The 20,253-nt window shown below is 71.2% G+C and carries 15 protein-coding genes; 4 read left to right on the top strand and 11 right to left on the bottom strand.

The annotated features are described in order from the left end of the window. Window positions 1-62: 62 nt before the first annotated feature. From AN215_RS19600 to rsmH, 10 genes are all read right to left on the bottom strand, one after another. A complete protein-coding gene (locus tag AN215_RS19600) occupies window positions 63-767 on the bottom strand; it encodes a cell division protein FtsQ/DivIB (RefSeq protein WP_070012001.1) in 705 nt (234 codons plus the stop codon). A 151-nt stretch (window positions 768-918) separates the two neighbouring features. Then, on the bottom strand, window positions 919-2,013 hold the full coding sequence (gene murG, locus AN215_RS19595; protein ID WP_070012000.1) for an undecaprenyldiphospho-muramoylpentapeptide beta-N-acetylglucosaminyltransferase: 1,095 nt from the start codon (window positions 2,011-2,013) through the stop codon (window positions 919-921). A 6-nt stretch (window positions 2,014-2,019) separates the two neighbouring features. Next, window positions 2,020-3,525 (bottom strand): putative lipid II flippase FtsW, encoded by a 1,506-nt coding sequence (gene ftsW / locus AN215_RS19590; protein ID WP_079123275.1) that lies wholly within the window; start codon window positions 3,523-3,525, stop codon window positions 2,020-2,022. Between the two features lie 250 nt (window positions 3,526-3,775). After that, window positions 3,776-5,200, bottom strand: a complete 1,425-nt coding sequence (gene murD, locus AN215_RS19585) for a UDP-N-acetylmuramoyl-L-alanine--D-glutamate ligase (protein WP_070012123.1) — start codon at window positions 5,198-5,200, stop codon at window positions 3,776-3,778. A 59-nt stretch (window positions 5,201-5,259) separates the two neighbouring features. Beyond that, a complete protein-coding gene (mraY, locus tag AN215_RS19580; RefSeq protein ID WP_070011999.1) occupies window positions 5,260-6,324 on the bottom strand; it encodes a phospho-N-acetylmuramoyl-pentapeptide-transferase in 1,065 nt (354 codons plus the stop codon). Continuing rightward, a complete protein-coding gene (locus AN215_RS19575) occupies window positions 6,321-7,757 on the bottom strand; it encodes a UDP-N-acetylmuramoyl-tripeptide--D-alanyl-D-alanine ligase (RefSeq protein WP_070011998.1) in 1,437 nt (478 codons plus the stop codon). The genes mraY and AN215_RS19575 overlap by 4 nt, the downstream gene beginning before the upstream one ends. Next, on the bottom strand, window positions 7,754-9,475 hold the full coding sequence (locus AN215_RS19570; RefSeq protein ID WP_079123204.1) for a UDP-N-acetylmuramoyl-L-alanyl-D-glutamate--2,6-diaminopimelate ligase: 1,722 nt from the start codon (window positions 9,473-9,475) through the stop codon (window positions 7,754-7,756). The genes AN215_RS19575 and AN215_RS19570 overlap by 4 nt, the downstream gene beginning before the upstream one ends. Before the next feature lie 138 nt (window positions 9,476-9,613). Then, complete coding sequence (locus AN215_RS19565; protein ID WP_245694555.1) at window positions 9,614-11,785, bottom strand: peptidoglycan D,D-transpeptidase FtsI family protein; 2,172 nt, start codon at window positions 11,783-11,785, stop codon at window positions 9,614-9,616. Then, window positions 11,782-12,159 carry a cell division protein FtsL gene (gene ftsL / locus AN215_RS29345; protein ID WP_070011997.1) on the bottom strand — a complete coding sequence of 126 codons (378 nt, stop codon included), beginning with the start codon at window positions 12,157-12,159 and terminating at the stop codon, window positions 11,782-11,784. Before ftsL ends, AN215_RS19565 begins: the two co-directional genes overlap by 4 nt. After that, the gene (gene rsmH / locus AN215_RS19555) at window positions 12,156-13,223 is read right to left on the bottom strand and encodes a 16S rRNA (cytosine(1402)-N(4))-methyltransferase RsmH (protein ID WP_079123202.1); all 1,068 of its coding nucleotides are present in this window, start codon (window positions 13,221-13,223) and stop codon (window positions 12,156-12,158) included. Before rsmH ends, ftsL begins: the two co-directional genes overlap by 4 nt. 331 nt (window positions 13,224-13,554) lie before the next feature. Here rsmH and AN215_RS19550 point away from each other — a divergent pair, with 331 nt between their 5' ends. From AN215_RS19550 to AN215_RS19535, 4 genes are all read left to right on the top strand, one after another. After that, entirely contained in the window at window positions 13,555-14,127 is a 573-nt protein-coding gene (locus tag AN215_RS19550; protein WP_070011996.1) for a beta-class carbonic anhydrase, read from the top strand. 87 nt (window positions 14,128-14,214) lie between these two features. Continuing rightward, window positions 14,215-15,246 carry an AAA family ATPase gene (locus AN215_RS19545; RefSeq protein WP_070011995.1) on the top strand — a complete coding sequence of 344 codons (1,032 nt, stop codon included), beginning with the start codon at window positions 14,215-14,217 and terminating at the stop codon, window positions 15,244-15,246. Continuing rightward, window positions 15,246-16,829: a DUF58 domain-containing protein gene (locus tag AN215_RS19540; protein ID WP_079123201.1), complete on the top strand. Its 1,584-nt coding sequence runs from the start codon at window positions 15,246-15,248 to the stop codon at window positions 16,827-16,829. Before AN215_RS19545 ends, AN215_RS19540 begins: the two co-directional genes overlap by 1 nt. Next, complete coding sequence (locus tag AN215_RS19535; protein WP_070011994.1) at window positions 16,826-19,231, top strand: transglutaminase TgpA family protein; 2,406 nt, start codon at window positions 16,826-16,828, stop codon at window positions 19,229-19,231. Before AN215_RS19540 ends, AN215_RS19535 begins: the two co-directional genes overlap by 4 nt. Window positions 19,232-19,557: 326 nt before the next feature. On the opposite strand, the gene AN215_RS19530 is transcribed toward AN215_RS19535, so the two are convergent. Then, entirely contained in the window at window positions 19,558-19,986 is a 429-nt protein-coding gene (locus AN215_RS19530; RefSeq protein WP_070011993.1) for an SCO2097 family morphological protein, read from the bottom strand. Window positions 19,987-20,253 lie beyond the last annotated feature (267 nt).

The raw sequence follows: 20,253 nt of genomic DNA, 5'->3' as shown, positions 1-20,253 counted from the left end.
TTCACCCTATGTGATCAGGCCCAGGGGTGGTCATCCAGGGTGCTGGCCTGCGCTGACGCCCGTCAACTCCCTGACGACGCAGGGGCGCTGGGAACACTCACGTCGAAGTGCCGCGCCCCCTTGGACGCTTTCATCAGCGCGGTCAGCGACTCGGCCTTCGCGCTCCCCTGTTCACCACTGCCCCACAGCACCGTACGGCCTCCGGTCAACTCCAGTGTGATGGAGTCGTAGGAACGCACCCGGACCGTACGGGTGTCGCGCGCCACGGAATCGGGCAGCGAGGTGGTGGCCCGGACGGCTTCGCGGCGCAGGCGTTCCTTGCCGAAGTGTCTCAGGCCCGGTGAGCGCTCAACTTCCATCACAAGAAGCGGAACGCCCTTCGGTTGCTCCGGAACTACGTCGAAACGCACACCTTCAACGTCCACTTCGACGAATTTCCCGTCATGCTTCATGACCGCTTCCGGCTTCCGTTCGGTCACCTGGATACCGATTCCGTGGGGCCAGGCCCGTAGGACACGCACCTCGTCGAGGCGGGGAAGCGCGGACTTGAGGCGGCGCTCGGCCGCGGCCCTGTCGACGGACAGCAGCGGAGTACCAACCGGAATACGGGCCGCATCGCGCACCTGTTTCTCTGTCAGCACTTTCTCACCGCTGACGGAAACACGTTCGACAAGCACCCAGTTCGACCCGTAAAGGGCCCATGCGCCGAAACCGGTGAGACCGAGCGCCAGCGCGAAGACGACAAGCAGGGCACGCAGCCGGACCATTCGCGCCCCCGCCCGTGGCCGCGCCCCGCGCGAACCGGACGGTGGCGGGCCGGAGTCGGCGTCCGCCGGCGGACGGGCCGCCGGACTGCTGCCGCGCCGCTGGGCGCTCTTCGTCGGCCCCGTGGATCCGGCCACGCTTCCCTGCCTTCTCTCACGCCCCTCGGCGGGCCGCGATCGCCTCGTACACCATGCCGACCAGAAGCTCGTCGGCGTCCGGACGGCCGAACTCCGCCGCGGCGCGCGCCATGTCGTGCAGCCGGTGCGGATCACTGAGGACCGGAAGCACGTTGCCCAGGATCCACTCCGGCGTCAGTTCGGCGTCGTCGACGAGCAGTCCGCCGCCGGCCTTGACGACCGGCTGTGCGTTCAGCCGCTGTTCGCCGTTGCCGATCGGCAGCGGAACGTAGGCGGCCGGCAGCCCGACCGCCGACAGCTCCGCGACGGTCATCGCGCCCGCACGGCAGAGCATCATGTCGGCCGCGGCGTACGCGAGATCCATCCGGTCGACATACGGTACCGGGACATAGGGCGGCATTCCGGGCATGTTGTCCGGCTGCGGCAGTTCGTTCTTCGGTCCGACGGCGTGCAGGGTCTGGATTCCCGCGCGCTGAAGGTGCGGCACGGCGTGCTGCACAACCTCGTTGAGACGGCGCGCACCCTGCGAGCCGCCCGTGACGAGCAGGGTCGGGAGGTTGGCGTCCAGGCCGAACGAAGCGCGCGCCTGGGGCCTGGCGGCGGCGCGGTCGAGCGTGGCGATGGCGCGGCGCAGCGGGATGCCGATGTAGCGGGCGTTGCGCAGCTTGCTGTCGGGCGAGGAGACCGCGACGTGGCGCGTGTAGCGCGAGCCGATCTTGTTCGCCAGACCGGGCCGTGCGTTGGCCTCGTGCACGACGATGGGAACCCCGAGGCGCTTGGCCGCGAGGTAGGCGGGGAGCGCCACGTATCCGCCGAATCCCGCGACGCAGTCGGCCTTGGTGCTCTCCAGCACCTGCTCGGCCGCCTTGATGGTGCCGCGCAGGCGCCCGGGGACGGTGATCAGTTCGGCTGTGGGTTTGCGCGGCAGCGGTACGGCGGGGATGAGTTCGAGCTGATAGCCGCGGTCGGGCACCAGGCGTGTCTCAAGGCCGCGTTCGGTTCCGAGCGCGGTGATCCCCACGGTCGGGTCCCGCCTGCGCAGCGCATCCGCGAGGGCGAGCGCGGGCTCGATATGGCCGGCGGTGCCCCCACCGGCGAGTACGACGTGCACTCTGATTCACCGCTCTCCGGACGGCCGCCGATCCGCGCGCCGCCTCATCGTGTTCGTTCTCACCCCTGCCAGCCTTCTCTGCAGGCGCTGCCGCAGAGCAGGCTGCCGCATGGCCAGAGCCGCTCTGGCCGCGGGGTCGCTTCGCGCGAAGGCGATCAGCAACCCGATGGCGAACATCGTCGGCAGCAGGGCGGAGCCTCCGTAGGAGAACAGCGGGAGGGGGACACCGGCGATCGGCAGCAGCCCGAGCACCGCACCGATGTTGACCACGGCCTGCGCCGTGATCCAGGTGGTCACACCTCCCGCGGCATACCTCACGAAGGGCTCCTCCGTGCGTCCGGCCACGCGGATACCCGCATAGCCTAGAGCCGCGAAGAGAGCGAGCACCGACAGCGTCCCCGCGAGACCGAGTTCCTCCCCGGTCACGGCGAAGATGAAGTCGGTGTGCGGTTCCGGGAGTTGGCCCCATTTTTCCACACTGGCACCGAGTCCGGAACCGAACCATCCGCCCGATGCGAGGGCGTAGATCCCGTGAACCGCCTGCCAGCACTGGTCGTTGGCGCCGGGGTCGGTGGCTCCGATGCAGCCCAGCCGGGCCATCCTGTTGGGGCTGGTCATGATGAGGAACGCGCCGATGACGACGGCCACCGCCATCACTCCGGCGAACAGCCGGGTGGGCGCGCCGGCGAGCCAGAGCAGCCCGAAGAGGACCGCTGTGAGAATGATCGCGGTCCCCATGTCGCCGCCGAGCATGATGAGCCCCAGCAACAGCAGTCCGACGGGCACAAGCGGCACGAGCATGTGTTTCCACTGGTTCAGCAGCCGCCGGGAACGCTTGCGCGCGAGCAGGTCGGCCCCCCACAGCACGAGCGCCAGCTTGGCGAATTCGCTGGGCTGCAGCTGGAACGGTCCGCCGAAATAGATCCAGTTGCGGTTGCCGTTCACCTCGTGCCCCATCCCCGGTACCTGTACGAGGCACATCAGAACGACGGAGACGGCGAGCAGCGGGTAGGCGAGCGCCCGGTGCAGTCTGATCGGCATACGGGAGGCGACCAGCAGCAGTACGCCGCCCACGATCGCGGCGACGAGCTGCTTGCGGAAGAAGTACGTGGAGGACAGGCCTGATTGGAGCGCCTCGATCTGCGACGCGGAGAAGACCATCACGAGCCCGAGCACGGTGAGCAGGAGGCTGCCGCCGAGGATCAGGTAGTACGCGGTGAGCGGCCGGTCCCACGCCCGCCTGGCCTTCGCGAACAGCGCCGGTGTACCGCGGCCGCCGCCTGGGCCGGAAGGGCGCCGTACGGGGCGGCGGGGGCGCAGCGAGCGGCCGGGACCCGCGGCGGCCGGGGAAGTGCCCTTGCCCGGGCGGGGCTTGGCCGTGCGGGAGCGCTGCACCTCGCGGGCCAGCAGAAGCGTTCCGGCGGTGTTCTGGTACTGCTGCGGAGCGCCCGCGAACGCCGGCACCCCCGGTACGGTCCCCCGGAGCCTCTTCGGCGCCGTCAGCCCGGTCATCGCGGGCCTCAGCGGCGTCAGGACCCGCCGGAGCACCCACCGCCGCGCCCGCCGGGTACGGGAACCGCTCGCGCCGACTGTGCCCGTGACCGCGCCGGCAGGAGCGTCACCGGGGGCGCCCGCGCCGTTCCCCTCGGGCTGCCGCCTCTTGGACGCCCCCGGAAGGGAGACGGCTGAAGTGCCGCTGTCGGGCGTCATCTGTCGCTTCCCCTCCGTCTGTTCCCGCGACGCGGTCCGCGGGACCGGCGGGCTACTCCACGTCGTGTGCGCCGGCCGCTGCCAGTGCACGCACCGCGTCGGTGAAGGCGTCACCGCGCGCGTTGTAATTGACGAACATGTCCATCGAGGCGCAGGCCGGTGCCATCAGCACCGTATCCCCGTGACCGGCGAGCCGCGCCGCTTCATGGACTGCCGCAGCCATCGCCCCAGTGTCGGTCCGCGCCAGGTCCACCACCGGGACATCCGGGGCGTGTCGCGTGAGGGCTTCGTGGATGAGGTGACGGTCGGCGCCGATGAGGACCGCACCGCGCAGACGCGGCGCCGATTCCCGTACGAGTTCGTCGAATGTGGCGCCCTTCGCGAGGCCGCCCGCGATCCACACGATCGAGTCGTACGCGGCCAGCGACGCCTGTGTGGCATGGGTGTTGGTCGCCTTGGAGTCGTCGACGTAGGCGACGCCGTCGATGTCCGCGACGTGCGCGATGCGGTGCGCGTCGGGGCGGAAGGCGCGCAGCCCGTCCCGTACGGCCGCGGGCGGGACACCGTAGGCGCGTGCGAGAGCGGCGGCGGCAAGGGCGTTGGCGATGTTGTGGGGCGCGGCCGGGGTGACGTCGGAGACCTCTGCGAGCTCCTGCGCCTGTTCACGGCGGTTCTCGACGAAGGCGCGGTCCACCAGGATGCCGTCCACGACGCCGAGTTCGGACGGGCCCGGGGTGCCGAGCGTGAAGCCGACGGCGCGGCAGCCCTCCTCCACATCCGCACGCCGAACGAGTTCTTCGGTCGCGGGGTCGGCGCAGTTGTAGACGCAGGCGACCTGATTGCCTTCGTAGACACGGCCCTTGTCGGCGGCGTACGCCTCCATCGAGCCGTGCCAGTCGAGGTGGTCGGGGGCGAGGTTGAGCACGGCGGCCGAGTGCGCGCGAAGGCTCGGAGCCCAGTGGAGCTGGTAGCTGGAGAGCTCCACAGCGAGCACGTCCGGGGGCTCTTCGGCCAGGACGACGTCGATCAGGGGGGTGCCGATGTTGCCGACGGCGGGTGCCCGCAGGCCCGCGGCACCGAGGATCGAGGCGAGCATCTGCACCGTGGTCGTCTTGCCGTTGGTGCCGGTGACGGCGAGCCAGGGCGCGGGCGGGGCGGACCGGGCGGCGCGCAGCCGCCACGCCAACTCCACGTCACCCCATACGGGTACGCCTGCTGCACCGGCTGCCGTGAAGAGCGGGCTCTGCGGTTTCCAGCCGGGTGATGTGACGATCAGATCAGTACCCGCGGGCAGGTTCTCCGCGTCCGCGAGGCGCACGGTCACGTCCTGGGCGCCGAGTTCGACTGCGCGCGCCCGGTGCGCGTCGCTGTCACCGCCGTCGACGACGGTGACCTGAGCGCCCATCCGCCTCAGGGCACGAGCCGCGCTGATGCCACTGACCCCGAGCCCCGCGACCGTCACATGCCTGTCCCGCAGAGTCTCCCCGTCCGCCGCACCGCGGATGTCCTCGGAGCCCAAGGGGTCGTGCCGGTCGTTCACTTGCTGGCCGCCCACCCTGCGTAGAAGATCCCGACGCCGAGGATGGCGCACATGCCCTGGATGATCCAGAAGCGGACCACGACAAGGACCTCGGACCAGCCCTTCAGTTCGAAGTGGTGCTGTAGCGGCGCCATCTTGAACACCCGCTTGCCCGTGAGCCGGAAGGAGCCGACCTGGATGACGACGGACATGGTGATGAGGACGAAGAGCCCGCCGAGGATCGCCAGCAGCAGCTCCGTGCGGGAACAGATGGCGAGCCCGGCGAGGGCGCCTCCCAGCGCGAGCGAGCCGGTGTCGCCCATGAAGATCTTGGCGGGCGAGGTGTTCCACCACAGGAAGCCGAAGCAGGCCCCCATCAGCGCGGCCGCGACGACCGCCAGATCGAGCGGGTCCCGGACCTCGTAGCAACCCGGGCCCGCAGTGAAGGGGTTGGCGCAGGATTCCTGGTACTCCCAGACGCAGATGAAGACGTACGCGCCGAAGACCATCACGGAGGCGCCGGTGGCCAGACCGTCCAGACCGTCCGTCAGATTCACGCCGTTGGACATGGCGAGGATCATGAACAGGGCCCAGATGACGAAGATGACCGGGCCCAGCGACCAGCCGAAGTCCTGGGTGAAGGAGAGCTTGGTGGAAGCCGGCGTCAGCAGGCGGAGGTTGGGGAAGTTCAGCGAGAGCACCGCGAACGAGGTGCCGACGATGAGCTGTCCGGCCATCTTCGCCTTGGCCCGCAGGCCGAGGCTGCGCTGCTTGACGATCTTGATGTAGTCGTCGAGGAAGCCGACGAGGCCCATGCCGGCGAAGAGGAAGAGCACCAGCACACCGGAGAAGCTCGGCTGACTGCCGGTCAGCACCTTGGTGAGGGCGTACGCGGCGACCGTGGCCAGGATGAAGGCGATGCCGCCCATCGTCGGGGTGCCGCGCTTGCTGTGGTGGTTCTGAGGTCCGTCGTCACGGATGAACTGTCCGTAGCCTCTGCTCGCGAGCAGTTTGATCAGCAGAGGAGTCCCGATCAGGGACAGGAAGAGTCCGATGACTCCCGAGAAGAGGATCTGGCTCATACCCATCGGGCGGCGACCTCACCCTCGTCGGTCCCGGGCTCCGCCAGCGCGTCCGCGACGCGCTCCAGACCCACCGAACGGGAAGCCTTCACCAGTACGACATCCCCCGGGCGCAGTTCGCTCCGCAAGAGCTCGACCGCCGCCTCAGCGTCGGACACGTGCACCGACTCCTCACCCCACGAACCCTCGTTCTTCGCGCCCATGTCCAGCCAGACGGCCTCCTGGCCACCCACCGCCACGAGCTTGCTGACGTTGAGCCGGACGGCGAGCCGTCCGACCGCGTCGTGCTCGGCAAGCGACTCGTCGCCGAGCTCGGCCATCTCACCGAGCACCGCCCAGGTCCGCCGGCCCCGACCCATCGCGGCCAGCGCGCGGAGCGCGGCCCGTGTCGACTCGGGGTTGGCGTTGTAGGCGTCATTGACGACCGTGACTCCATCGGCGCGCTCGGTGACCTCCATCCGCCAACGCGAGAGCGTGCCCGCGGCGGAGAGCGCGGTGGCGATGTCCCCGGCGGGCATGCCCAGTTCGTGGGCGACGGCCGCCGCGGCGAGCGCGTTCGACACGTGGTGCTCACCGTACAGGCGCATGGTCACGTCACCGCACCCGGTGGGTGTTCGAAGCGTGAAAGTGGGCTGTCCCCGGTCGGTGAGCCGGACATTCTCGGCACGTACGTGAGCGTCCGCGGCCTCGCCGAAGAGCACGACACGGGCGCTGGTGCGCTCGCTCATGGCCCGTACGAGAGGGTCGTCGGCGTTGAGCACGGCGACGCCGCCGCTGCCGCCGTCCGCTTCCGCGGGCGGCAGGGCCTCCACCAGTTCGCCCTTCGCGACGGCGATCTGCTCACGGCCGCCGAACTCGCCGATGTGCGCCGTCCCGACGTTGAGCACGACTCCGATGCGCGGCGGGGTGAGCTGCGCGAGGTAACGGATGTGGCCCACGCCGCGTGCGCCCATCTCCAGTACGAGGTGGCGGGTGCCGGATTCGGCGCGCAGGGCGGTGAGGGGCAGCCCGATCTCGTTGTTGAGCGAGCCGGGCGTCCACACCGTCGGCCCGAGCTGCTCCAGCAGCTGGGCGATGAGGTCCTTGGTGCTGGTCTTCCCGGCGGAGCCGGTGAGCGCGACGACCTGCGTGCCCAGCCGTTCGACCGCGTGCCTGGCCAGGGCACCCAGTGCGCGGGTGACGTCGTCGACGACGACGGCCGGTACGCCGACCGGCCGGGTGGCCAGCACGGCAACGGCACCCGACTCGACCGCACCGCGTGCGAAGTCGTGTCCGTCGGCGCGTTCACCCGCGAAGGCTGCGAAGAGACTGCCTTCGGCCACTTTCCGTGAGTCGATGACGACGGGGCCTGTGACCTGGGCGTCGGGATCCGGTATGTCGCTCTGCTGTCCTTCGACGACAGCGGCGATCTCGGCGAGGGATAGGGGGATCATCGGTCTTCGGCGTCTGTCCCTTGGGGTGTGGTGCTGCTCTTCGCGGTCGTGCCGGCCGGCACTGCCGCCGCCGGCGCCGCGACGGACGCTTCCTGCTTGTCCCGGATGGCTTCGCGCAGCACGAGGGTGTCGTCGAACGGTCTGACGACCCCGGCGATGTCCTGCCCCTGCTCGTGCCCCTTTCCGAGCACGATCACGGTGTCGCCGGGTTCGGCGCGGTCGACCGCGAGACGGATCGCTGCGGCTCTGTCCTCCTCCAGCAGTACGGTGCCGCGGTCGTACGCGGGCACCTCGGCCGCGCCCGCGAGCATGGTGGCAAGGATCGCGAGAGGGTCCTCGGTGCGCGGGTTGTCGGAGGTCAGCACTGCTGTGTCGGACAGCCGCGCGAGCGCGGAGCCCATGGCGTTGCGCTTGTGCGGGTCGCGGTCGCCGCCGCAGCCGAGGACGGCGTGCACCCGGCCCTCGGTGACCTTCTGGATCGCGTAGAGCACGGATTCGACGGCGTCGGGCTTGTGCGCGTAGTCGACGATCGCGAGGTAGTCCTGCCCGGCGTCGACGCGCTCCAGCCGCCCCGGTACGCCCGGCACGGACGCGATGCCGTCGGCCGCCGTCTGCGGGTCGATGCCCGCGGCGACGAGGGCGGTGAGCGCGGCGAGCGCGTTGGCGACGTTGAAAGGTCCGGCGATGGGGGCGGCGGCCCGTACGGACTCGTCCTTGGGCCCCACCGCGGTGAACGTGGAGCCGAGCGGGCCCACTTCGACGTCCTGGGCACGCCAGTCGGCATCGGGGTGCCCCTCGGCGGAGAACGTCGTGACGGGCACCTCGGACTCGGTCACCAGCCGCTGTCCGTACTCGTCGTCGATGTTGACCACGCCCGCGCGGGAGCGCGCGCGTGTGAACAGCTGCCGCTTCGCCCGGAAGTAGTCCTCCATGTCCGGGTGGAAGTCCAGGTGTTCGGGGCTGAGGTTGTTGAAGACGGCGATGTCGAAGACGCAGCCGTCCACCCGGCCGAGCACCAGCGCGTGACTGGAGACCTCCATGGCCACGGCTGTGACGCCGCGTTCCCGCATGACGGCGAAGAGGGCCTGGAGGTCGGTGGCCTCCGGGGTGGTGCGTTCGGACTTCAGCCGCTCGTCCCCGATCCGGGACTCGACGGTGCCGATCAGCCCCGTCAGCTCGCCTGCCTTCTCGGCCGCCTTGCGGAGCCCGCCGTCCACCAGGTAGGCGGTGGTGGTCTTCCCGGAGGTGCCGGTGATGCCGATCTGCAGCAGGTCCCTGCCCGGCTCGCCGTAGATCGCCGCGGCCAGTGCACCCATACGGGCCCGGGGGTCAGGCACGGTGAGAACCGGCAGGCCGAACTCGGCCGAGCGTTCGGTGCCCGCCGGGTCGGTGAGCACCGCTACGGCGCCGAGGCTGGCGGCCTGCGAGGCGAAGTCGGCACCGTGGAAGCGTGCGCCGGGCAGCGCCGCGTAGACGTCGCCGGGCCGTACGGCTCGTGAGTCGTGGGTGATGCCGGTCGCCGCGGCTTCCTCCGCGCCCTGTGGGGCGGCGGTCTTCAGCAGGCGGGCCAGCTCCGCGAGGGGGACGGGCCGTACGTGCGCGGGCCGGGGCGCTCCCGAGGTGACCTCTTTGGTCGTCCCGGGAGCCGTCTCCGGAGAGGCAGAGGCTTGAGGGCCTCCCGCCGAGGGCGAGAGGGAGTTCTGATCAGCTTGTGGCACGGCGGTGAGCGTACCGGGCGGGAGGGCCGTGCCGCGAAGCGAGGGGCGTCACGGAGGGGCGTCGTCCGGCGGGTCGTACCGGTCCGGGGAGTGGGCGGCGACGCGGCGGGCGGGACGCCGGCGGGCGGTCTTTCCGGCTCATCGGTCCTTCTTCTTGCGGTCCTTCTCGGCGCTTACAGGCAGGGGGTCGGCCGTTGCGCCGGTCGGGGGGATCTGCAGGGACTTCAGGGCGAACTTCATGACCTTCTTGTAGACCGGGCCGCAGACGTCGCTGCCGAAGTAGCTTCCCTTCTTCGGGTTCTGCACGGCGCAGTAGACCGTCACGCGGGGCTTGTCTGCGGGGGCGAAGCCGGCGAAGGACGAGGTGTACCCGTCGTAGCGGCCGCTGTCGGGATCTACCCGGTTGGCCGTACCTGTCTTGCCGGCCACGCGGTAGCCCGGGATCTTCGCCGTGGTGCCGGTGCCCTCCATGTCGCTGACGACCGACTCCAGCATCCTGGCGAGGGTCTTCGCGGTCTTCTCGCTGACCACGCGGCGCTCGCCGGGTTCGGGTGCGGGCGTGAAGTCGCCGTCGGCGCCGGTCGTTCCCCGTACGAGCGAAGGCACGTTGCGCACACCGCCGTTGGCGATCGTGGAGTAGATCGAGGCGGCCTGCACGGCGTTCAGCGACAGCCCCTGGCCGAACGGGATCGTGTACTGCTGCGAGGCGCTCCACTTGCCCGGCTTCTCGAGGATCCCGGACGTGGCGCCCGGCAGCCCGAGCCCGGTGGGCCTGCCGATTCCGAACTTGCTCATGTAGCGGTACAGGACCCTGTTGGCTTCCTTCTGGTCCTTCCCCAGCTGCTCCGTGGCGAGGATCGTGCCGATGTTGCTGGACTTGGCCAGTACGCCGTTGAGCGTCAGGTGCCAGGTCTCGTGGTCGACGTCGTCGGCGAAGGCGCGGTCGGCCCGCTTGAGCCGGTTGGGCACGGTGACTTCCGTGAGAGGCGTGGCCTTGTTCTCTTCGAGGACTGCCGCCATCGACATCACCTTGCTGGTGGAGCCCGGCTCGTACACGTCCTGGGCCGCGGCGTTGCCGAGTGCCTTCGGGTCGGCGCGTGAGATGTCGTTCGGGTCGAAGTCGGGGGCGCTGGCCATGGAGAGGAGCTCACCGGTGCGGGTGTCCTGGACGACCACGTAGCCGCTGTCGGCGTCGGACTCCTCGACCTGCTCGCTGATGGCCTGCTGCGCGGCCCACTGGATGTCGCGGTCGAGGGTGAGCTGCACGTCCGCGCCGGCGCGGGCCGGGTGTTCGCGTACGCCCGCGGTGGGGACCTGACGGCCGCCCGACTGGGCATAGGTGATCTTGCCGTCCTTGCCCGCGAGCTTCTTGTCCAGCAGGGCTTCGATGCCGGCGCCGCCCTTGCCCTCGGAGTTGACGAAGCCGAGGACGGAGGAGGCCAGTTCCCTGTTCGGGTAGACGCGTTTGGGGTGCTTCTCGCGGTAGACGCCCGCGAGGACGTCGGCCGCTTCGCCCGCGCGGCCGGCCGCGGACTCCTCCGCGCCGGCCGAGCCCGCCGGCCTGCCCGCCTCGGCCGCCTTCTCGGCGACCTCCTTCTTGAGCTTCTTGATCCGCGTCCAGGTGCGCGGTGACTGCTGGCGGGCGAGGAGCACGTAGCGGGTGTCCTTCTTGGACAGCTTCTCGGTGAGCTCCTGCTCGTCCTCGTGGAGTACGGGCGCCAGGAGGGCGGCGGCGCGCTCGGGCGCGTCCGGGACGCCGGTCTGCTTGGGCGTGAAGAGGTACGGGTCGGCCGTGACGTCGTAGGCGTCGACGGTCGTGGCCAGCGCCGCGCCGTCACGCGAGGAGATGGTGCCGCGCTCGGCGGCGAGGGGCACGGTGATGTAGCGGTTGACCGCAGCCTTGTCGGCGAAGGCGCTGGCGTCGACGGCCTGCACCTGGAGCAGCCGGGCGGTGAACGCCAGCATGATCAGGGTGAGGCCGAAGGCGATCAGCCGCAGCCGGGGCCTGGCGCGCGCGAGCCGCAGCTTCGCGACCTGGGCGGGCACGGGCGGCCTGGTGCCGCCGCCGGATGTACGAGCGGACGTACGAGCGGGCTTGGCCGGCTTGCCGAGCCTGGCCGCGGACTTGGCGGTCCTGGCCGGGGAGGTGCCGGCGGGCTTCGGGGACCTGACGGGCTTCGGGGAGCTCACGCCCTTGGGGCGGCCGCCCACGGGGGGCTTGCCGCTGCCGCTGCCCTTGCCGCTGCTGCCGGACTTGCCCTTGTGGTTGCTGCCGCCTTCACGGCCCGGGTCACGGGGACGTTCGCTCACCGCTCCTCCTGCTGCGGGTCGCGGGTCGCCGGCTGCGGGTTCCCCTTGACGGTGCCGTCCGGCGCGAGGAAGGCAGGTGTGCCGCCCGGCACGAGTCCCTGATCACGGGCGCGCCTCTCCAGCGCGCCGGGAGCGGAATAGGAGTCGACCTCCTGCTGCAGCGACTGCTGCTCGTCCGTCAGTTCGTCGGTCTGCCTCTCCAGCTTGCTCAGCCGGAAGGAGCCCTGATTGACAGCGGCGTTGAGCAGCAGCAGACCCAGCAGTCCCGCGCCCAGTATCAGCACGACGAGCAGCACGAAAGGAGTACGGGCGGCCGTCGATGTGCCGGCCGGCACGAGACGGGCGAGCCGGGAAAGCCGCTGCTGTGCACTCATGAGGTGTGTGCCTCCCTGATGCGCTCCGCGCCCCGCAGCCGGGCCGGTGCGGCACGGCGGTTCTCGGCGATCTCGTCCTCGGTGGGGAGCTCCGCACCGCGGGTGAGCAGCTTGAGCCGTGGCTGGTACTGCTCGGGGACAACCGGCAGCCCGGGCGGCGCGGTGCTGTCGGCGCCCGCGGTCAGCACCCGCTTGACGAGCCGGTCCTCCAGCGAGTGGTACGACAGCACGGCGATGCGCCCCCCGACGGCGAGAGCGTCGACGGCCGCCGGTACCGCGCGCTCCAGCACGTCGAGTTCGCCGTTGACCTCGATCCGCAGGGCCTGGAACGTGCGCTTGGCCGGGTTGCCGCCGGTGCGCTTGACCGCCTGCGGCAGGGCGTCCCGGATCAGCTCCACCAGCCGTGCGCTGTGGCTGAACGGCTCCTTCTCCCGCTCCCGTACGACCGCCTCGACGATGCGCTTGGCCTGCTTCTCCTCGCCGTACGAGCGCAGCACACGGACGAGTTCGCCCGGCGGGTAGGTGTTGAGCACGTCGGCGGCGCTCCGGCCGCGCGTCTGGTCCATGCGCATGTCGAGGGGGGCGTCCTGCGCGTATGCGAAGCCGCGCTCCGCCTCGTCCAGCTGCATGGAGGAGACGCCGAGGTCGAACAGGACGCCCTGCACGCGCGGGACACCCAGGCGGGCCAGGACATCGGGCAGTTCGTCGTACACGGCGTGCACGAGGGTGGCCCGGTCGGCGTACGGTGCGAGGCGCTCCCCCGCCAGGCGCAGCGCCTCCCGGTCCCGGTCGAGCGCGATCAGCCTGGCCGCGGGGAAGGTGGAGAGCAGGGCCTCGCTGTGACCGCCGAGGCCGAGGGTGCAGTCGACGACCGTGGCACCGGGCTCCGCGAGCGAGGGGGCCAGCAGATCGAGGCAGCGCCGCAGCATCACCGGACGGTGCCGCTCTCCGGCGGATTCCTGGAGGGAGTCGCGGAACGGACCGCCACCGGCGGGATCCTGACCCACGGCCACGTCCGGGGCACCGGTGGGCTCTTCGCGGGCGGGCTGCTCTTCGGTCGTCATGCGCCTTTCCTGCCCACGTGCTGCTTGGTCCCCGCCCGCTCGAAGGGGAAGCGGCCGCCGGAGCCGGGGAAGAGGGCACCGAACGGCCATGAGCGGGAGGAGGCCGAGCCGCACGTACGCGCCTGCGCACTCCGGGAGAACCGGACCCCGGGAAGCGTCCCGCCTCCCACTTCGCGCCACTTTAGTCCACTCGTCCCTTCGGTCAACAAGCGCCGAGCCGCGTTGACCGGGGGGTACGGCAGCCTGTGGAGCACCTCACACAACAGCGGAAAGCCCGATTGGTCCGGCCCCGAGGGGCGCCGCTCTCGGCCTCGCGGTCTAACGTCGTCACATGTCGACGCAACAGCGGAACCCTCAGCCGCTCTCCCAGAACCCCGCCGGCGACCGGCGTCCCGGCACAGTCACCGACCGGCTCGTCGAAGCCAACGAGAACTACGCGGCCGAATTCACCGATCCCGGCATGGATGCCCGCCCCGTCCTCGGCGTCGCCGTCGTCGCCTGCATGGACGCCCGCCTCGACCTGTACGCGGCCCTCGGCCTCGAACTCGGCGACTGCCACACGATCAGGAACGCCGGCGGCGTCGTGACCGACGACACCATCCGTTCGCTGACGATCAGCCAGCGTGCCCTGGGCACCCGTTCCGTGGTCCTCATCCACCACACCGGCTGCGGACTGCTCAACCTGACCGAGAACTTCCGGCACGAGCTGGAACTGGAGGTGGGGCAGCGTCCGTCCTGGGCGGTCGAATCGTTCCCGGACCTGGACCAGGACGTCCGTCAGTCCATGCAACGTGTGCGTACTTCGCCCTTCCTCCTGCACACGGACGACGTGCGTGGTTTCGTCTTCGATGTGAGGACGGGGCTGCTCCGCGAGATCGACCCGGAGATCGCCCCGGAACCGTGACGCGAAGGCACGTGGGCGTGAAGAATGCGTGTACAGGCAGCAGATGAGAACAGCAGCCGGAAACGGGGACGGGCCGAGGAGGGCCGGGTGACGACCTTTGACGAGCGAGCAGACCTCAGCGATCTGAGCAGCACGGCGGATCGGGTGCGCCGCTCGATGGAGTCGGTGATCGAGGGGAAGCCCGACGTCGTGCGGCTGTCGCTGACGGTGCTGCTCGCCGAGGGGCATCTCCTGATCGAGGATGTGCCGGGCGTGGGCAAGACCATGCTGGCCAAGGCCCTCGCCAGATCGGTGGACTGTTCGGTACGGCGCATCCAGTTCACTCCGGACCTGCTGCCGTCCGACATCACCGGAGTGAGCATCTACGACCAGCAGCGGCAGGACTTCGAGTTCAAGCCGGGTGCGGTCTTCGCGCAGATCGTCATCGGCGACGAGATCAACCGTGCCTCCCCCAAGACCCAGTCGGCGCTGCTGGAGTCGATGGAGGAGCGCCAGGTGACCATCGACGGCCAGACCTACGACCTGCCGTCGCCCTTCATGGTCGTGGCGACGCAGAACCCGGTCGAGATGGAGGGCACCTACCCGCTGCCCGAGGCGCAGCGGGACCGGTTCATGGTGCGGGTGTCCATCGGCTACCCCAGTGCCGCCGCCGAGCTGGAGATGATCGACGTGCACGGCGGTGCGTCACCGCTGGAGGATCTGCAGCCGGTGGCGCACGCGCACGAGATCGGCAAGCTGATCGACGCCGTGCGGGGTGTCCATGTCGCCGACCGGGTGCGGCGCTACGCGGTGGAGCTGGTCGCCGCCACGCGCACGCATCCGGAGCTGCGGCTGGGAGCATCGCCGCGGGCGACGCTGCATCTGCTGCGTGCCGCGAGGGCGGGGGCCGCGCTGAACGGCCGTGACTTCGTGCTTCCCGACGATGTGCAGTCGCTGGCCGTGCCCGTACTGGCGCACCGCCTCCTGCCCACGTCGCAGGCCCAGTTGAGCAGACGGACCGCCGAGCAGGTGGTCACGGAGATCCTTCAGCGCGTGCCCGTACCGACGGCGGCGTCGGGTGCCGCGAGCGTTCCGCCTCACCCGGACGGTTACGGACAGCAGCCGCCGCGGGGTTACTGATGTCCGGGAGTCCCGGGCCGGGTTCCGTGCCCGCCGAGCGGCGCACGGGACACGGCGGGCACGGCCCGGACGCAGGGCCCGGCAAAGGCACGGAGCCCGGCAAAGGCGCCGGGCACGGCAGGGACACCGGCCCCGGGCACGAACAGGGCACCGGGGAAGGGAAGAAGCAGCCCGGCAAGCTGCGCACCGCGCTCGGCGGCCTGACGACCCGCGGCCGGTCGTTCCTGGCGGCGGGCATGGCCGCGGCGGTCTGCGCTTACGTGCTCGGGCAGGCCGACCTGCTGCGCGTCGGGATGCTGCTCTCGGCGCTGCCGCTGGTGTGCGTGCTGGTGCTGTACCGGACTCGCTACCGGGTCTCGGGCTCCCGCAGGCTCGCACCGGCGCGGGTCGCGGTCCGTACGGAGGCGCGGGTGCATCTGGGCGTGGACAACGTCTCGCGGCTCCCGACGGGCCTGCTGATGCTGGAGGACCGGGTGCCGTACGTGCTCGGGCCGCGCCCGCGTTTCGTGCTGGACCGGGTCGAGCCGGGCGGCAAGCGCGAGGTGTCGTACAGGGTGCGCTCGGACATGCGGGGTCGCTTTCCGCTGGGGCCGTTGCAGCTCCGGCTGACCGACCCGTTCGGGATGTGCGAACTGACCCGCTCCTTCAGCACGTACGACACGCTCACGGTGGTGCCGCAGACCGTGCAGCTGCCGCCGGCACGGCTCACCGGGGACGCCACCGGTTACGGCGACGGGCGGCACCGTTCGCTCGCGCTCGCCGGCGAGGACGACGTGATCCCGCGGGGCTACCGGCACGGCGACGATCTGCGCCGCGTGCACTGGCGTTCCACGGCCCGGTACGGCGAACTGATGGTGCGCCGCGAGGAGCAGCCGCAGAAGGCGCGCTGCACGGTGCTGCTCGACACCCGCCGCGCCGCCTACACCGGTTCGGGACCGGACTCGCCGTTCGAGTGGGCCGTCTCCGGCGCCGCCTCGGTCTGCATGCATCTGCTGGAGCGCGGCTACGCGGTCCGGCTGCTGACCGACACGGGCACGATGGTGCCGGGTCCGGAAGGGGTCGGTTTCGCCGGGGACCCCTCGGACGCCGCCGGGCTGCTGCTGGACGCCCTCGCCCTGCTGGAGCACTCCGACCAGGCGGACATGTCGTACGCGTACGACATGCTGCGCGGAGGGGTCGGCGGGCAGGAGGGCCTGCTCGTCGCGTTCCTGGGCGACCTCGACGAGGGGCAGGCCGTCACCGTGGGGCGCATGCGGCAGAGCACGAACAAGGCGGTGGCCTTCTGCTGCGCGGCCGCCACCGCCGCGGACGACGCGGCACCGCAGGACCCCGGATACGGCGGCGAAGCGGCCGGGGCGGGCGGCGCCGCCTACAGCGCCGCCGACACCGGCGGCAATGGCGTCACGGGCGGCGCATCCGCGACCGCCACCGTTCCTCCCCCGCCGGCCGCCGCCCCGGACGACGAGGCCCTGCGGGTGCTGCGCGAATCGGGCTGGACGGCGCTGCGGGGCGGCCCCGGTCTGGCCATGCCGGCGCTGTGGCAGGAGGCGGACCAGGTGACAGCGAAGGGGATGGACCGATGAGCGGACGTGGACGGCTCGCCCTGTGCGCCGCGCTGGCCACACTTGCCGCGGCGTTCGCACTGCTGCCGCTGGTGGAACCGGCCACCTGGATCCTGCAGACGGCTCTGCTGCTCGGAGTGCAGACACTGGTCGGCGGGCTGGCCCGACGGGTGCCGCTGGCGCGTCCGCTGACCCCGGCGGTGCAGGCCCTGGTCACGCTGGTGCTGCTGACTTTCTTCTTCGTACGGGACGAAGCCGTCCTCGGGCTGCTGCCGGGTCCCGCTGCGTTTGCGGAGTTCGGTCATCTGCTCGCCGAGGGCGGCCATGACGTGGGCAGGTACGCGATACCGGCTCCGGTGACCGACGGCATAGGGCTCATGCTGGTCGGCGGTGTGGTCGTGATCGGCCTTCTGGTCGACGCGCTGGCGGTGACCTTCCGCAGCGCGGCGCCCGCCGGGCTCCCACTGCTCGCGCTGTACTCGGTAGCCGCCGGGCTGGCACCGGACGGAGCCGGCTGGCCGTGGTTCCTGTGCGCCGCGGGCGGCTATCTGCTGCTTCTGCTCGCCGAGGGCCGCGAACGGCTCTCCCAGTGGGGCCGTGTCTTCACCGACCGCGGAAGGCCGGGCTCCGGCTCGTACGAGCCCGGAGGCGTCGACGGACCCGCGACCGCTCCCGTACGCACCGGGCGGCGGATCGGCGCGCTGACGCTCGGCCTGGCGCTGATCGTGCCGGCGCTGATGCCCTCGCTCGGGAGCGGCCTGCTGGACGCGGCACGCAACGGCGGCGGCGGAGCCGGACAGGGCGGCGGCACGGTCTCCGCCGTCAACCCGCTGGTCGCGCTGCAGGACAGCCTCAATCAGGCAGAGGACCGCACCGCGCTCTCCTACACGACCAACACCCGCAGCACCGAGGAGATGTATCTGCGGATCGTCGCCCTGGACCAGTTCGACGGTGCTTCCTGGAAGCCGTCGGAGCGCCGCATAGACGCCGTCCCCGATCCGCTGCCGGCGCCGCCGGGGCTGTCACCGGACGTGCGCACGGAGAAGGTCCGCAGCAACGTGGTCGCCGCCGACTGGTACGCGCAGAACTGGCTGCCGATGCCCTATCCGGCCAACCGCGTGCGCCTGGGCGGGCAGTGGCGCTTCGAGCCGGAGGGCCGCACCCTCGTCGGCGACCGCGGGCAGACCACGCGGGGCGCGCGCTATGAGGTGGAGAGCCTCCTCGTGCAGCCGACGGCCCGTCAGCTGCGCCAGGCCCCGGAGCCGGCGCGTGCCGTCTCCGAGGAGTACACGAAGGTGCCGGAGTCGCTGCCGTCGGTGGTGCAGCGGACTGCTGAGCGCGTCACCCGCGACGCCTCCGACGACTACGAGCGGGCTGTGCGCCTCCAGGACTGGTTCGCGGCGGACGGCGGCTTCATCTACGACACGCGTGTACGAGCCGGCAGCGGATCCGCCGCCATCGCCAACTTCCTTGAGCAGAAGGAGGGTTTCTGCGTCCACTTCGCCTTCTCGATGGCGGCCATGGCCCGCACGCTCGGCATCCCGGCCCGGGTTGCGGTCGGCTTCACTCCCGGCACGGCGGCGGCGGACGGGCGGATGAACGTGGGCCTGAAGGACGCGCACGCCTGGCCGGAGCTGTACTTCGAGGGCGTCGGCTGGACGAGGTTCGAGCCGACGCCGACGCGCGGCTCACCGCCCCCGTACGCACAGCCGGACACCCCCGACCCAAGTGACAACCCGGCGGAGCAGCTTCCGGACCGTGGGCAGACCGACGAACCGACGCCCGTCCCCTCGGAGTCCGAAAGCTGCGACGCCGAGGCCAAGCGGCTCGACCCGGAGTGCGGGCAGACGGCACCGGCCGAGAACGGCGGGGGCGGCGACGGCGGCTTCCCGGTGGGCACGGTCGCCGGGGTGACCGCCGCGTCGCTGCTCGGGCTGGGGCTGCTGATGCTGCCGATGCTGTGGCGCGTACGTACGAGAGCGAGACGGCTCGGCATGCGGGGGGCCGGCCTTCCGGCGTCCGGGAGGGATCCGGGCGGCGCGGTGCTGGACGCCTGGCGTGAGCTGGTCGACAGCGGCTGGGACTACGGCGTGGTCCCGGAGGAGTCGGCGACGCCGCGCAAGGCCGCGGAGCGCATCGTCCGCATCGGTGATCTGGGGCCGGAGGCGGCGGAGGCCGCGTTCCGGGTCGCCCTGGAGGTGGAGCAGGTGCTGTACGCGCCCCGGCCGCGGCCCGGGACCGGTGTGCGCGAGGACGTACGGCGGGTGCGGGAAGCGCTGAGGGAAGCCGCGCCGCGCAGCCTGCGGATCCGTGCACTGCTCCTGCCGCCCTCGGCCATCCGGGTGATGTGGACGCTGACGGAGGGCGTGACGGCGGTCCGCGACCGGTGGATCGGCGCGCTGCGGGTCCGCTTCGCGAAGTAGCGGCGTGAAGGGCGAGGCCGGTGCGGCGCACGGTTCGCACCGGTCCGGACCCGTGGAGCCCGCCGGACGGTGCGTGGGTGCCAGGCAGGGCGCCGGGACGGCCGCGGGACCTGCACGACCTCGGCGGCCCGGGGCGGAGCAGGCTCCGGCCGTCGGCGGGGCCGTGGGCCCGGCCCCGGCATGGCTGTGGGGCTGTCCCCCGGGAGATCCCGGAAGGCAGCCCCACAGTCGTGTTCGTCGCTCGTGTCGTCAGCAGGAGGAGTAGTAGGACGCCGCACCGGCGGCGGTGGTGCTGTGCTCGGTGGTGCCTGACGTTCAGCTCTGTGCTACTGGGAGCCCTCATCGCGGCGGCGCTGCCACCGCTCCTCGATGCGGTTCATCATCGACCGGCGGGAGCGTGGCTGGCGGCGCGTGGGCGCCGAGCTGCCTCCGCTGCTGCCCTGCTGCGCGCCTCCCTGCCCCTGTTGCTGCTGTTCGCCGTTCTTGGGGGCCTTGCGCCAGCCGGTGACCGCGAGGACGGCGCAGCCGAGCATGACGAGGAAACCCACGACGCTGATCCAGATCTGCTGCGCGACCATTCCGGCCATGAGCAGGGCGATGCCCACCAGAAAGCCTGCGACCGCTTGGTAGACCCGCTTGCGGGTGTACCTGCGCAGCTCACTTCCCTCGAGCGCTGTCGCGAACTTGGGATCTTCTGCGTACAGCGCTCGCTCCATCTGCTCGAGCATGCGCTGCTCGTGCTCAGAGAGCGGCACGGAGTCCTCCTACTCGTCGGTCGCGGGGGCGACCGGGTGCGACCATCCAAGGATAAGCAGGGAATCGCCCCCGTGAAACCCGCCCCTCTGCGCCATTGCCTCCCACCAGGACCGAGATGACGGACGCCGGCGAGGGAGCGTTCAATCCGTGCATTCCCGCACCGCCTTTCCGCCATGCCGAACGGTGTGCCTCGATCATACGGCGGTCAACAGCTGATCGGGTGAGGTACGAACCACTGTGATACCGATCGGTCACTTCTGCATGTC

This window comes from Streptomyces abyssalis, from assembly GCF_001751365.1.
In the GTDB taxonomy this organism is placed as follows: domain Bacteria; phylum Actinomycetota; class Actinomycetes; order Streptomycetales; family Streptomycetaceae; genus Streptomyces; species Streptomyces abyssalis.
The sequence above is the reverse complement of the archived record's forward strand: the minus strand, read 5'-3'. Positions and strand labels throughout refer to the sequence as shown.

Coding starts and splice junctions, on each gene's coding strand:
- AN215_RS19535 (WP_070011994.1), top strand. CDS start 16,826: ATGAGCGGACGTGGACGGCTCGCCCTGTGCGCCGCGCTGGCCACACTT.
- AN215_RS19540 (WP_079123201.1), top strand. CDS start 15,246: ATGTCCGGGAGTCCCGGGCCGGGTTCCGTGCCCGCCGAGCGGCGCACG.
- ftsL (WP_070011997.1), bottom strand. CDS start 12,159: ATGAGTGCACAGCAGCGGCTTTCCCGGCTCGCCCGTCTCGTGCCGGCC.
- ftsW (WP_079123275.1), bottom strand. CDS start 3,525: ATGACCGGGCTGACGGCGCCGAAGAGGCTCCGGGGGACCGTACCGGGG.
- rsmH (WP_079123202.1), bottom strand. CDS start 13,223: ATGACGACCGAAGAGCAGCCCGCCCGCGAAGAGCCCACCGGTGCCCCG.
- AN215_RS19550 (WP_070011996.1), top strand. CDS start 13,555: ATGTCGACGCAACAGCGGAACCCTCAGCCGCTCTCCCAGAACCCCGCC.
- AN215_RS19575 (WP_070011998.1), bottom strand. CDS start 7,757: ATGATCCCCCTATCCCTCGCCGAGATCGCCGCTGTCGTCGAAGGACAG.
- mraY (WP_070011999.1), bottom strand. CDS start 6,324: ATGAGCCAGATCCTCTTCTCGGGAGTCATCGGACTCTTCCTGTCCCTG.
- AN215_RS19600 (WP_070012001.1), bottom strand. CDS start 767: ATGGTCCGGCTGCGTGCCCTGCTTGTCGTCTTCGCGCTGGCGCTCGGT.